The organism is Rhodobacter lacus, from assembly GCF_042683065.1.
Lineage (GTDB): Bacteria > Pseudomonadota > Alphaproteobacteria > Rhodobacterales > Rhodobacteraceae > Rhodobacter > Rhodobacter lacus.
Genome location: NZ_JBHUIX010000010.1, coordinates 1 through 12,731, shown reverse-complemented (window position 1 = coordinate 12,731; position 12,731 = coordinate 1). Strand labels below are relative to the sequence as shown.

Below are 12,731 nucleotides of genomic sequence, written 5' to 3'. Positions count from 1 at the left end.
CCCTGGCGCGGGCCACGGCGGATAGCGCGATGGCGGCGCAGATCGCGACTGTCTCGGCCTCGCTCGGCACCGTCTCCGCCAGCGTGGCGACGCAGGGCACGGCGATTGCCGATCTCGAAGGCGCTGCGCAGGCGGGGTTTTTGATCGAGGCGCAGGCGGGCGGCGTGGTCTCGCTGTTGCAGCTCATTGCCGCCGATGGCTCGGGCGGCACCGCCTCGGTGGCCAAGATCAGCGCGAGAGACATCCTCCTCGATGGCTCTGTCTATGCTGCGCAGCTGGCCACGGGCACGATCACCGCCGCCTCGGGCATTATTGCGGATGCGGCGATCACCCGCGCCAAGATTGCGGATCTGGCGGTGACCGAGGCGAAGATCGCCAGCGCCGCGATCACCACGGCAAAGATCGGCGATCTGGCGGTGAGCACGCTCAAGATCGCCGATCAGGCGGTCACGATCCCGACCGGCGCCTATACCGCCGCCTCGCTCAATGTCTCTCCAAGCACGGCGTGGCAGGTGATCCAGACCATCACCTACACCTCGACCGGGGCGCCGGTGATGCTGGATTACGCCTTCGGCGCGGTGGGCACGAGCGCGGGAACATTGGGGATCCGGCTCCGGCGCGGCACGACGACGATCTATGACAGCCGCGCCTATCTCGCGGGCAGTGTTGCGCCCTTCGCGGGCGGCGTGCTTGACGCACCCACCGCAACAGGCGCGCGCACCTACACGCTGGAGGTGCAAAACCCGTCGATGGTTGGCCTGATCGCAGAAAACCGCTCGCTGCGTGCGCTGGAGGTCAAGAAGTGATCCGTGGCCTGATTTACGACGGGGCGACGGGCGAGGTGCTCCGCGCGATCACCTGCGCCGCCGCGGATCTCGCCGCCAATCTCCCCGAGGGCGCCGCGTTCTGGGAAGGCGAGAGCGATGGTGCAGGCGTCTGGTTCAAGGACGGCGCGCCGGTCGCACTCCCGCCCTGCCCGGAGCGCGGCCTGAGCTTCGATCCCGCCCTTTGGGCCTGGGTGGACCGGCGCAGCGGGGCCGAGCTGGCGGCGCTCGCGCGGGCAAAGCGCGATGCGCTGCTCGCCGGCTGTGACTGGACGCAGGCGCCCGACGCCCCGGTCGATCGCGCGGCCTGGGCCGCCTACCGGCAGGCTTTGCGCGACATCCCCACACAGTCCGGGTGGCCTGCCCGGATCATCTGGCCCGCGCGGCCCGCATAATAAAGGAGGCTGCGATGGCGGCATATTACAACACCGGCACGATTGCCGTGACGAACGGCTCTACCGCCGTCACCGGCACCGGCACATCATGGGCGCAGATCGTGCGCGCGGGCGATCAGCTGATCGCCCCGGACGGGCGCAGCTATGTGATCGCGGCGGTCCCCAGCGCCACGAGCCTGACGCTCTCGCGCGCCTATCTGGGCGCGACGGCGACAGCGCAGACCTATGACATTCTCTTCACCGCGGGGCGCGATGCCGATGTGGCAACGCAGCTCGCGGCCCTGATCAGCGCCTATCAGGGGATCTATGACGGCCCCGGCCAGGGCAAGTTCGGCGATGGCACGCTTGCCGCGCCGGGGCTGCGCTTTGCCGCCGATCTCGACACCGGGTTTTACCGCCCCGGCGCCAATCAGCTCGCCTTTGCCGAGGGCGGGGTCGATCGGGGCCGGATCTACGGGCGCAAGAACATTCTCGGCACGGTGGCGCAATCGGGCGGCGTGCCGACCGGCGCGGTGATCGAGGGCGGGACCAATGCGAACGGCGATTACGTGCGCTTTGCCGATGGCACGCAGATCTGCGGCACGACGATTCAGGGGCTGACCACGGGGGCGATGACGCGCGCCTGGCCTGCGGCCTTTGCGGCCTCGCCGCGCGTCTCGGCGGTGACGACCTCGGCCAGCGTGCCGCGGATCGTGACGGTGGCGAACAACTCGGCGACCGCGATTGATATCTACGTTTGGGACACCGCGGGCGGGCTCACGAACGGGTTTGCTTCGCTCACAGCCTTTGGTCGCTGGTTTTGAGGGGGAACGATCATGGCGCTCCTTCTCACGCTTTCGCCCTGCCGCGATGACCGCAGGCTCACGCTCACCCTTTCGGGCCGCGTGCTCACGATCAATGATCTTGCCGTCGATCTGGATGCGGAGCTCCCCGAGGCCGCGCGCGGCTGGATCCTCGGCCCGGTCGAGGCCGCGGGCGACGACATCGCCCTGACCCTGTTCTTCCCGATCGGGGCGGACGCGCCCGAGGCGGCCTGCTTCCCGGCGCCGCTCCGCATCGAGGCCGATGGCCCGGTGGCCCTGCCGCCGCGCGACGCAATCTAACCAACTCCCGGAAAGGGCAGATCATGAGCGAGACGCGGGGCCTCATCGAGGTGGCCGACGCGCTGTTTGGTGGCGCGATGACGACGGCTGCGGCGGCGATCGCCGGGCGGTTGATGTGGCACAGCACGCAAGTGCGCAGCGGGCGCAGGCGCTTCTTCGGGCGCGAGCTCCTCTGGGAGCTGCCGATTGCGATCGGCATGGCGATCATCGGCGAGGCGGTCGCGGCTTACCTGGGGCTCGACCGGACGGTGAGCACCGGCGTTGTCGCCTCGCTCGCCTATCTCGGCCCGCGCGGCGCCGAGGCGCTTCTGACGCGGGTTTTGTTCAGACGAAAGGACATATGACATGACACTGGACTGGCGCGCCGTGCAGGCGCGGCTCTCCGCGCTCGGCTTTGATCCGGGGCCTGTGGACGGGCTGCGCGGGCCAAAGACGGATGCGGCGCTGATTGCCTTCAAGCGCTCTGTGGGGCTCCGGGCGCGGGCTTACTTTGGGCCGCTCACCGCGGCGGCGCTGATGGGCGGGGCGCCCGCGCCCGGCGGTGTGGATATCCCCTGGATGGCGGAGGCCGTGCGCATGAAGGGGCTGCACGAGCGCCGCGACACCGCAAAGCTGCGGGCGTGGTTTGACCGCTCCGTTGCCTGGATCGATCCGCGCGAGATCCCGTGGTGCGGGGCGTTCGTGGCGACCTGCATCCGGTCTGCGCTGCCCGAAGCCCAACTCCCTCAAAACCCGCTCGGCGCGCGGGCCTGGGGCCGCTTTGGCGATCCTGTCGATCCGGTCTTTGGCGCGGTGCTGAGCTTCTGGCGCGGCTCCCGCTCCGGCTGGCAGGGCCATGTCGGCTTTTATTGGGGCGAGGATGCCGGGGCCTATCACGTGCTCGGCGGCAATCAATCCGATGCCGTCACCGTCACCCGGATCGCCAAAACCCGCCTGCTTGCGGCGCGCTGGCCCGCCGGTCAGCCCGTCACCGGGCGCGCGATCGCGCTCACCCCGCAAGGCGAACCGCTTTCCACCAACGAGGCCTGAGCCTCCCTCTCGAAAGGACCAGTCATGTTCCAGTCGCAACTCGCGCTCGCGCTGCGGGTGCTGCTTCTCTATCCGCTCGCCGGGCTCCTCGCGGCGCTGCCGTCGGTCGATTTTGACCAGGCAAGCGGCGTGCTCTCGATCGATCTCACCACCGCCTCGACGCTGATCGGCACCGCGATCTGGCTCGCCGTCTCGGGCGGCACCTTCGGCCTCTCCCGCCTCGCCAAAACGCTCGGCTGGGCCGTGTGAGCCCAAATCCGGGGCAGGGCGGTCACGCCCGCCCCACGCTCTCGCGCCGGATCATCGGTGCGGCATGGCTTTGTAAAGAGTGACGAGGTCCGGCCTTTTGAGAGGCCAGAGGGGGCGGCAACCCCCTCCGACACGGGGTCACCGCTAAGCACCCCCGCCGACCAGCAAAAGCTTATGGTCGCTCCCCCCTCGCGAGGGAGGCCCCTTGGAACATAATGACATGATGGAGTCGATGATTCCTGTCGCCCCGGTCGCCCCTGCGGCACCATGGCTCGGCGGCAAACGCAACCTCGCCAAACGGATCTGCACGATCCTCGATCAAACCCCCTGCCGCACCTATTGCGAGCCCTTCGTGGGCATGGGCGGGATCTTCCTGCGCCGCAGCGCCCGCCCGCGCGCCGAGGTGATCAATGATGCCGGGCGCGACATCGCGAACCTGTTCCGCATCCTGCAGCGCCACTATCCGCAGTTCCTCCAGATCCTGCGCTTCCAGCTTACCGTGCGCGCCGAGTTCGAGCGGCTGATCGCCACCCGCCCCGATACGCTCACCGATCTCGAACGCGCCGCCCGCTTCCTCTACCTGCAGCGCACCGCCTTTGGCGGCAAGGTCAGCGGGCGCAATTTTGGCGTGAGCCGCGACCGGCCCGGTCGGTTCAACATCACCACCCTCGAACCGATGCTCGAAGACCTGCACTCCCGCCTCTCGGGCGTGGTGATCGAATGCCTCGACTTCGAGGCGTTCATCCGCCGCTATGATGCGCCCGAAACGCTCTTCTACCTCGACCCGCCCTATTGGGGCTGCGAGGGCGATTACGGCAAGGAGCTCTTCAGCCGCGATGACTTCGCCCGTCTCGCAGACGCCTTGCGCGGCCTCGAAGGGCGGTTCCTTCTGTCGATCAACGATGTGCCCGAGATCCGCGAGATCTTCTCCTGGGCCGAGATCGAGCCGGTCCGCACCACCTATTCGATCGCCGGGAAAGGCCAGAGCACGCCCGCCGCGGAGCTCCTGATCCGCGGGCGCGCGATGTAGGGCAGGGCGCCTGCGCGGGGAGGAGGGGAGCTCCCCGCGCGGTGCTGTGGCTGAAGGCGAAAGCGGGCGCTCGCGAAGCGCGTGGTGAGCGATGCGATGCGCAGTAACCGGACTTTTGGACATGGGAAGGCGCGCCTTGCGCGATCGACGTTGCGATGCCCCTCCCCGATGTTCACCCGGCACCAGGGCACGGATGTAAGACAGCGCTTCGCGAGTCATGCTACCGCATTTGAACTCCTTGGCGGCTTCGGTTTCCCAGCATTGCACTTGCCGATCACGCGTTTACGCCGAGATGAACACCGCATCAGGTACGTCCTGTCCAATCAACCGTTTTGCTCTCTCTTTGCTTCGGTCTTTCATGGCGGCCTTTCGGGCTCGTTGGAATACAGGTGCATAGTGCGTCCAAAGAGTTCCGGCTTTGGGTTCGTTTGACACCCGCGCGTCCATGCAGGTCTTTGCGATTGTCAGGCACCGCCAGAATTCCTCAGCGGTTTTGGCGTCCCACATTTCCCCAACCCATTTCGCAGCCCACTCAGCAGCCAGATGGGTCACCTGCGCGACTTTAGCCGCGCCACCAGACAGGCCAACGTGGTTAACATGCCTCTGAATTAATTCAATTACTTCAACCCCTTGACCCGAGAATCCAGCGATCGTGACTGCATAGGCATGATCCAAGCTATCCGTGCTTTCCGCAAGTTTGAAGACTAAGTCACGGATAAAGCCATTCGATCCAAAGCGTTCAGCTGCCAACACCTCTCTCGCCAAAACATCATCGTTTTCAGCACTGAAAAGGCGTTCTCGCCAAAGGATTTCAATGGCTTCAGAGCGCGCAGCACCCCAAATGGCCGCATGCTCCAGCGTCAGATCATCTCCCAAAGCCTGCGTCACAAAGCCCTGCGAAGCTAGTGCGCGCCGCAGGATCTGAACGGCTTTTCCCGGCTGCTCCGAGGAAATCAGCTTCGCGACAGCGAATGCCAAATTTTTCAACCAAATCAGCTGTGACTTGTCGCTTTTCTCGATGATTGAGACCAGATTTGGCATGACGGAAGGAACCGTCGCAATCAGGTGTTGAAGGTCTTCAATGGTGATCCGGTTCAGGAGTAACCTTGCGTCGGATCCTTTGATATTAGCGAAAAAAGCCTTCACTATCTGTTTCAGACGATCACGCGTTTCTTCGAATTTGTCATCTCCGCCAAGAACCTCAGACGGGCTCTTCTGCTTTGGAAACCGCTCCGCATCTCTGTCTGTTTCATCTACGGAGAGGAACGGATACGGAGCCGGAGCCTTCATCGAAAAGGTCAGATCAGCTTGTGGAACAGGGATCTCTGCTACACTTTCAACGCCACGGCCCAGCTGATGAATGAGGCAATCAGCCATCGGCTTGGTGAAGCCTTCACCCAGACGGGCGGCAGCTGAAAACCATGTCTTGTGGTCGATGCGCTTCAGCAGTTCATCAATGGATAGCTCGCCATAGGCACGGGCTTCAACCAACAGGATCGAGCCGTACCAGCTTTCGTAGGTGCTGTTTTCGGCGTCCTGTGCAGTCCATGTGCTTTCCGCATGTGCGCTTCTGACGGTTGCCAGATCTTTCTCAATGGCAAGCTCAAAGGAAACGGCGCGCAGCATCGCGCATTTGCGCACGGAACACACAAGAATTTGCTCTTCGAAAGCGGCAGACATTTCTGTGCCACCATACAGGGCCGTCGATAGGATGCGGAATGCAGCCTCTTCGTCGTTCTCGTCCAGAACTTCACTCAGGGCGCGAACAATGGCCTCGGTCGGTTGCGGCTTCAGGGATGGAATGACAGACAAAGAGTAGGTGTACCCAAACGCGGAACCCTCCAAGCACTCGAGTTGTTCCTCCGCCGTCAGCTGAGCTGCGACCGTATAGAATGCAATCCATCGGCAAAACCGTTGATCCGCTTCGGGTATCGTTTCAATGGCATTAGTTTCAACAATGCGCTTAACGAACTGCTGCGCCAAATCTGCTTGAACCAGCGGGATACGCTCCTCGCTATTTACAATTACTTGCCTGAGAGGGAAACCCTCCCGCGTGAGCAATCCAGCCATGATCGCTCGCCCTTTCTCAAAGGCGACTGCGGGAGCGAATCTACATGCTATCGGAAGAAATTCTTCGTAATGATGATACGACGCCTCCGAATACATGGTTAGCAGCATTTCCTCCGGGTTAAGTGCGGCGAAGTCCTCAAGGCCTGACTGCAAATCCGTCGGGCGCTGAGCCAGCGGATCTGCGGCTTTGATCTGTCGCCATTTTTTGGGGTCCGGCGGGTCGAAACGAGGCCAGTCCTTGCGCAGATTGAGTGTAATGCCCCGTGCCTCCGTCGCGTCAGCCTCGTCTCCGGTCGCGTGCAGCATACGAACAACGGTCCATTGGCCACCTCGCGAGGTTTCCGTGGCCCGAAGTGGTCCCAGCGCCTTGTGAAACGCTTTTCTGGTCGCTGATCGCTCTATCCTGTTAAACGTGGTTAACTGCTGGAATGCTTTCCGAGCAGAGTACAGTCCGGAATCGATGGCAAGCGCCAAACCCAAAGCCACAAAGCAATCGGAGAAGGGGGAAAGAGATCGCCCTGCAAGCAACTCGAGCGCAAGCGTGATTAGCGTGTCCGGATCCTCCGGAACTTCTGTCATTTTGTTCAGAAGTTGCTTTTCGAAGGGAGAAAGGCTGGATAGTTCCTGCCCAATTTTGTCCCGTTTTTCTTGCAGGTTCTTCTCGTACTCTGCCTCGTCACCTCGGTGGTAGCGTTTGATCTGCGTCTCAGGAGATTTGTTGTAGAAATGCAGCCAGCGACGAATTGCGTCTTCTGCTGCCGATTTGCCTGCGTTGCATCGCGCGACTTCGAACGCCGCATGGTAGAACCAGTCGTGATTGATCCGCCGCCCTCGTTCGAGGAAGAGTTTTTCAATGACCTCAAAAAAGACCTTAGGCTGATGCTTCACAATCTCCACAAATTCCTCGAACCGCTGGCCGTTTATGTTCTGAAGATTTGAGAATGCGTCAAGAATTGCCGCGAAAATGTCCCTGTGAAAGCGGTTGGTTTCATCTAGCGCGCAAACGAGCAAAGCTGAGAATACAACATCCGCCGTTCGGTCAATGGCATTGATGGGCTCAACCAGTTGAACCACCCGTTCAGGCAGGTTGTGTCCCTCCCGTTGGGCTCGCCAAAGTTGATCCACCAGAGCGAACCCGAGAGCTAGCGTAAGCCCTTCTTCCCGAAGCTCGTAGAGATCGCCCGGGCCTTCGAGAGAACGAAAGAAGCGTGTTTCAATGACAGCATTAGCGTTGGCCTGAAAGTGCTGGGGAGGTGCATTTTTGGAAGCGCTTACCCGTTCCAACACCGTTACGGCATGCTCACTAAGTCGCTGGGTCAGCGTGGCGAATGGCTCGGCTTCGAAGTTCTCACGCTGCGATGATCGAAGGTGCTCCATCAACAGCCGATCCGTTGTCAGCCCCTTCCACGCGCTTGGCTCGTGACGCGGCAGTGTCTGGATCGCAACGCCGAGAAGCCTCGGATTGCAAAGCGTTTTACGAGTGGGATCATCAAGCCAATCTTGATGTATGCCGTGATGATCGAGCAGAATGTCTCTCTCTTGCGGGGACCATTCCGGGACCTGAATTACCGTCGGTGTGAGGTTCAATCCTGGGAGAACCACCCTGTTCCAAAATTTCGGCCGCGCTGTAACAATCAGGCGCGCCCCGATCTCTTGCAGCGTGAAATGAAGCGCGTTGAGGATACGCCCCCAACGCAGGCCTTCTCTCTGATTGATGCCGTCCACAATCACCAATAGCTGCGCCAGAGGCGGCGAAGCCCGCCATGCTTTCAATCGATGGCCCCAACGGTCTCTAAGCGGCGCATCCGAGGCGTCGCCTGACTGCTTGATGAGCATGTCGATCAGAAATTCTTCGAGTTTATCGGTGGATATCCCGTCAAAACTCTCGGCGCTCAGGAACAGGCCCATACCCTGTGTGCTGGAGCATATCTGAGCAGCAAGCCAAGACTTTCCATGCCCTTCATCGCCGAGCAATACGATGTCTTGGCCAGCCTTCACCTTTTCAAAGATATCTTGACGCAGGTCCTGTCGCAGTCTTGGCAAGTTCGGATCTTCCGCGACAGCAATAGCTTGCCCCAATGTGATCCTAGCCCTTTTTGTTGAGCCAAAGACTTGCGTTCGCCATCGGGCATTTCGCTCGACAGCTTTGGCAAACGCCAACTTCGAAACGTTCAGGTTATTCTTCAGCCTCTCGCAGCTTGCGAGGAAATCGGGGTGCTGCGAAACAAAGCCGAAGGCGTCGGCAAGGTCTTCTCGGAATACAATTGTCTGGCCAAATGAGGGATCGAAGTTGCTGACCAGAAAATCTATAGCCTCTTCGTCCGCAGCAACGATTGCCACGGCTAATGGCGGCAAGGGCGCAGAGAGCCAGTCGAGCACAAAGGTGGAAATTGCATTGCGATCACCGTCCTGCGCTACCTCCGATGAAAGCTGCGCATTGGCTTCGGCCGTAACGCCTAGCACCCAAAGCCGATCTGCGTCAGGCCTTGAGCGAGCCAAGTCGGCGATCTTTGTAAGTACCGTTTCACGCTTAGGGCTTTCTGAATAGCGTTTAGCCTCAAAGCAGACGGCATCTGCGGGCAGCGCTCCATCACCATCCATGCCGCCTTGAAACCCACTAGCTGCCAATCGAAATGGGATACCGGTGAGCCGCGTAAGCGCAAGGCTCAGTGCCCCCTCAAAGCCGTCTTTCCCTGATGGCTTAAGAGCGAGAAGTGCGCATCGGATCAGTTCAAGTGAATGCTCAAGATTGTCAGGCATCTATAACCACTAATTTTAGCTCATCATGAGTTCGGCAGCGACGCCGTACCATCATGGCCGGGATTTCGCTGCGGCGCTAGTCGAGCGGCGGCTTAGGAGAGTGCGATCATGCAACTTCCGAAGCGACCGAGTGGCGGCTTCGGGCCGGGCACGCGGATCCGCGCCGGTCGGTGCCGAGGCTCGGCAGCGTCCGCTCCCTGCGCATTGCGCCGTTTTGTGTAGGGCCGCGAGCCTCAACATTATCTAGCGATGTCGGCAACTATTCAGGCGCAGAACCTGAAATAGCCCGAAACAAAAACCCCGCCGCAAAGGCGGGGCAGATGTCATTCGGCCGCGATTGGTGTGGATATGGCGGCTTCGGTGATCAGTTCTCTGATCGTGAGCCCGATGGCTCGGCCGAGTAGCGGGGGCACGGCGTTGCCGACCTGAACATACTGGTCCGTCCGAGACCCGTGGAATTCGAACCAGTCGGGGAATGCCTGCAGGCGAGCGGCTTCGCGCACCGAGATTGCGCGGTCTTGTTCGGGGTGGATGTAGGCACCCCAGTGGACGTCGCATTTAGTCAGCACTGTGCAGGACAGGCCGTCCCAAGTCATGCGCCCGTAACGCTTGGTGTGATCCGACCGCTTCGCGCGCTTCATACCTGCAGGGAGCAGGTCGAACGGGATATCCCGCCAGCTGCCACCTGGCGGAATATGTGCCATCCGCTCGACGTTGATCTTCCCGAGTTTCGGCGAACCGTGGTTTGCGACTGTCGACCGTGACCCGCGAACAAAGGCCTGGAACTCGCCGCGGGCAGGTTTGGCATAGGCAACTTCGCCGTGGTCCTCACCGTTCTCGAGCGGGGGCAAATCCCCGATGGCGTCGAGGATCGTCGTGAAGGGCTGGAGGTTTTCCCCGTGTGTCGGGGCCGGGTGTCGGATCGGGGCGTTGACGCGGTTGCCAATGAACACGACGCGACGGCGCTCTTGGGGAACGCCATACTCCTCGGCTTTCAGCACGCGCTCCTCGACCTCGTAGCCCAGCACTTTCAGTTCCGCCTTAATCGCGCGCACCGCTTCGCCGCCGCCGATCGAGTAAATGCCCATTACGTTTTCCATCACGATCCACTCGGGCTGCATGCCCTTAACGATGCGCAAGTATTCACGGAACAAGGTCGCCCGGGAGTCGTGCATCCCGCGCTGATGGTTGTAAACCGAATAGGCTTGGCACGGCGGACCGCCAGCAAGGACCGTCAGCTCACCCGGCGCCACGCCAGTAGTCGCGACGAGTTCGTCAATCGTAACGTCCTCGATGGGCTTGCCGATGAAGCGAGCATGCGGATGTGTGACCTCGAAGGTCTTGCCTGCCGCCTCGAACAGATCCACGCCTGCCAGAACCTTGAAACCGGCCATTTCCAGCCCGGCCGAAAGCCCACCGGCACCGCAGAAAAGGTCGATCGCTGTCAGGCTCATGAAGGTCTACCTTGCCGATGTTCTCTGTTTGTTTGCGTTGATGCGTTATCAACTAACAATGAATCAAGCAAGCGATCGCGGCAAGATTTTTCCGCGAATCCGGCCCTCGAACTCCTCCAGAGACACCGCTTCGCCTCCTGTCAAGCCCTCAATGGCGCTCTCGAGCGTGGTGCCGAACTCGTCGATGATCTCCAGCCGATAGATGGCATCTCCGGGATCACGCACGAAATCTGCCAGAAACCACACCACATCGCAGTTTGACAGGTGTTCGACGCGACGCATCTCGCCCATCGACAAGAAGAACGCCTTGTCGACCAAGATGGCCATCTTTTTTCCCCAGCGCCGAAGCGTCGGAACTTTGATCTGCAGTTGGGGCATCAACCGCTTGGGGCCACTGCTTCGATAGTCGGGGCGTCGGCCTTCGACTGGCATGCTGGCCGCGCCGCCGCGCGCAATGATATCCCTGAACTCGATCGCCATCTCGCGGCCAGAGAAGTATACTGCCTGCACTTCGACGGCACACCACTTTAGATCGCCATCCGCAATCGTGTCCTCGGCGACGAGGATCATGTCGATACGACCCACATCTTCTCCCGGAGCGCTGTCCAGGTTGCCGGTAGATTCGAGGAAGCCGACCTCGCCGACCTGCCTCGGAGAAGGGTCGCCGAGCATACGCCCGCCAATATGTCGAAACGCTGTATCTCCTTGATGGAAGCGATAGGGGCAGAGAGCGCGGATCATGCCGCGGTCGCCCTCGAGCGGTCGGAATTCTCCTCCTTCGTCCGTGTAGAGCCGAAGGGAACAGACGCCGCCAGCCTTTGTGCAGGTCGGATGAGCAGTGTCTGTCCGGAAGTGGCAAGGCTTTTCGCGTGCATTCTGCAGTTCCAGAAGCGCAATCAGGGCCTCAAGCCGTTCATGCTCTCTCGCGGTGAGCGTCCCAACGTTGGCTTTCTGATGCAGCGTATCAAGCCGAACAAGATCGGCCTTCTTCATGGTGTAAGCGCCAACCTTGTGACCAGCGAAGGCGACTCGCTCCTCTGGTGTCAGGTCTTGGAATGGTCGACCATACCACTCCGCAATGTGAAAGCGCTCGACCATACTGTCTCCAGCCAAAATACATAGCTTTGGCCGAGACAATCTGCAAATCGACGCGAGATCAACCGCCAACGGACCGGGGCGGTGCGAAAACACAAAAGGTTGCCCCGAGCGGACAGCGATCGACCCGCCGGAAGTCAGGGGGCTCCAGTTCGAAACTTGGCTTCTGCAGCGCATCTTTCGTTTACAAGCGCCTGATAACATATTGATTTGATATGCATCTGATCGCCAGTGTTTACAGCCCTTTCGTTTCGAAATCATCGAAAACTGCGAGCCTCATAATCACGGGGTCGGGGGTTCGAGTCCCCCCCTCGCCACCAAAATAATCCATCTTCGACATCGCTGACCCATCCCGCTTTGTGTAGCGCGCGACCAGCTTTCGGCCAGATTCGCAACAGCTTTCGGACGAAAATTTTTCCCAGCAGTCGATCCTGACGCGGAGCGGGGGCGGTGCCGTCAAGGCTTAATGCTGGGGGTCTTCGCCAGTGCGGACGGGCTCTTGGTCGGGAGATCAGCGCCCGTGCCCTTCACCGCGTCGCCGGTGCGCGCAGGGAGGCCGCGATGGCCGCGGCCAGTCGCGCCGTGCCCTGCGCCGTGGGGTGAATGTGGTCGCGATAGAGAGCCGGACCCCAATCGGGGATCTGCGCGACGCGGTGCAGCGTGATCCTCTCGCCAAGGGCTTGCGCAAAAGGCGCAAAACCCGTCTCGAGCGCCGAGGCCCC

General features: G+C 61.3%; 12 protein-coding genes. 8 read left to right on the top strand and 4 right to left on the bottom strand.

What is annotated here, in order from left to right; genetic code table 11:
* The 8 genes from ACFSM0_RS09570 to ACFSM0_RS09535 all read left to right on the top strand — a co-directional run.
* Positions 1-806 (top strand): hypothetical protein (locus ACFSM0_RS09570; RefSeq protein WP_377389737.1); only part of this gene is annotated, 806 nt, incomplete at its 5' end.
* Positions 803-1,219, top strand: a complete 417-nt coding sequence (locus ACFSM0_RS09565) for a tail fiber assembly protein (RefSeq protein WP_377389735.1) — start codon at positions 803-805, stop codon at positions 1,217-1,219. The genes ACFSM0_RS09570 and ACFSM0_RS09565, both read left to right, overlap by 4 nt.
* Before the next feature lie 14 nt (positions 1,220-1,233).
* Positions 1,234-2,022 (top strand): hypothetical protein, encoded by a 789-nt coding sequence (locus ACFSM0_RS09560; RefSeq protein WP_377389733.1) that lies wholly within the window; start codon positions 1,234-1,236, stop codon positions 2,020-2,022.
* A 12-nt stretch (positions 2,023-2,034) separates the two neighbouring features.
* Complete coding sequence (locus tag ACFSM0_RS09555) at positions 2,035-2,322, top strand: hypothetical protein (protein ID WP_377389731.1); 288 nt, start codon at positions 2,035-2,037, stop codon at positions 2,320-2,322.
* Between the two features lie 23 nt (positions 2,323-2,345).
* Positions 2,346-2,666: a phage holin family protein gene (locus tag ACFSM0_RS09550; protein WP_377389729.1), complete on the top strand. Its 321-nt coding sequence runs from the start codon at positions 2,346-2,348 to the stop codon at positions 2,664-2,666.
* A 1-nt stretch (position 2,667) separates the two neighbouring features.
* The gene (locus ACFSM0_RS09545; protein ID WP_377389727.1) at positions 2,668-3,351 is read left to right on the top strand and encodes an NlpC/P60 family protein; all 684 of its coding nucleotides are present in this window, start codon (positions 2,668-2,670) and stop codon (positions 3,349-3,351) included.
* A gap of 24 nt (positions 3,352-3,375) precedes the next feature.
* Positions 3,376-3,600: a hypothetical protein gene (locus ACFSM0_RS09540; protein WP_097071514.1), complete on the top strand. Its 225-nt coding sequence runs from the start codon at positions 3,376-3,378 to the stop codon at positions 3,598-3,600.
* A 232-nt stretch (positions 3,601-3,832) separates the two neighbouring features.
* Positions 3,833-4,630, top strand: a complete 798-nt coding sequence (locus ACFSM0_RS09535) for a DNA adenine methylase (protein WP_377389739.1) — start codon at positions 3,833-3,835, stop codon at positions 4,628-4,630.
* 282 nt (positions 4,631-4,912) lie between these two features.
* Here ACFSM0_RS09535 and ACFSM0_RS09530 read toward each other — a convergent pair whose 3' ends face one another.
* From ACFSM0_RS09530 to ACFSM0_RS09515, 4 genes are all read right to left on the bottom strand, one after another.
* The gene (locus ACFSM0_RS09530) at positions 4,913-9,460 is read right to left on the bottom strand and encodes a P-loop NTPase family protein (RefSeq protein WP_377389725.1); all 4,548 of its coding nucleotides are present in this window, start codon (positions 9,458-9,460) and stop codon (positions 4,913-4,915) included.
* Positions 9,461-9,783: 323 nt separating this feature from the next.
* On the bottom strand, positions 9,784-10,914 hold the full coding sequence (locus ACFSM0_RS09525; RefSeq protein ID WP_377389723.1) for a DNA cytosine methyltransferase: 1,131 nt from the start codon (positions 10,912-10,914) through the stop codon (positions 9,784-9,786).
* A 63-nt stretch (positions 10,915-10,977) separates the two neighbouring features.
* On the bottom strand, positions 10,978-12,012 hold the full coding sequence (locus ACFSM0_RS09520) for a NotI family restriction endonuclease (protein WP_377389721.1): 1,035 nt from the start codon (positions 12,010-12,012) through the stop codon (positions 10,978-10,980).
* Between the two features lie 524 nt (positions 12,013-12,536).
* Positions 12,537-12,731, bottom strand: a 195-nt coding sequence (locus tag ACFSM0_RS09515) for a hypothetical protein (protein ID WP_377389719.1), incomplete at its 5' end; no start/stop codon positions are given.

Excerpts from the sequence above, each read along its gene's own strand:
- ACFSM0_RS09520 (WP_377389721.1), bottom strand. The coding sequence starts at position 12,012 with ATGGTCGAGCGCTTTCACATTGCGGAGTGGTATGGTCGACCATTCCAA.
- ACFSM0_RS09545 (WP_377389727.1), top strand. The coding sequence starts at position 2,668 with ATGACACTGGACTGGCGCGCCGTGCAGGCGCGGCTCTCCGCGCTCGGC.
- ACFSM0_RS09540 (WP_097071514.1), top strand. The coding sequence starts at position 3,376 with ATGTTCCAGTCGCAACTCGCGCTCGCGCTGCGGGTGCTGCTTCTCTAT.
- ACFSM0_RS09530 (WP_377389725.1), bottom strand. The coding sequence starts at position 9,460 with ATGCCTGACAATCTTGAGCATTCACTTGAACTGATCCGATGCGCACTT.
- ACFSM0_RS09560 (WP_377389733.1), top strand. The coding sequence starts at position 1,234 with ATGGCGGCATATTACAACACCGGCACGATTGCCGTGACGAACGGCTCT.
- ACFSM0_RS09550 (WP_377389729.1), top strand. The coding sequence starts at position 2,346 with ATGAGCGAGACGCGGGGCCTCATCGAGGTGGCCGACGCGCTGTTTGGT.
- ACFSM0_RS09535 (WP_377389739.1), top strand. The coding sequence starts at position 3,833 with ATGATTCCTGTCGCCCCGGTCGCCCCTGCGGCACCATGGCTCGGCGGC.
- ACFSM0_RS09555 (WP_377389731.1), top strand. The coding sequence starts at position 2,035 with ATGGCGCTCCTTCTCACGCTTTCGCCCTGCCGCGATGACCGCAGGCTC.
- ACFSM0_RS09525 (WP_377389723.1), bottom strand. The coding sequence starts at position 10,914 with ATGAGCCTGACAGCGATCGACCTTTTCTGCGGTGCCGGTGGGCTTTCG.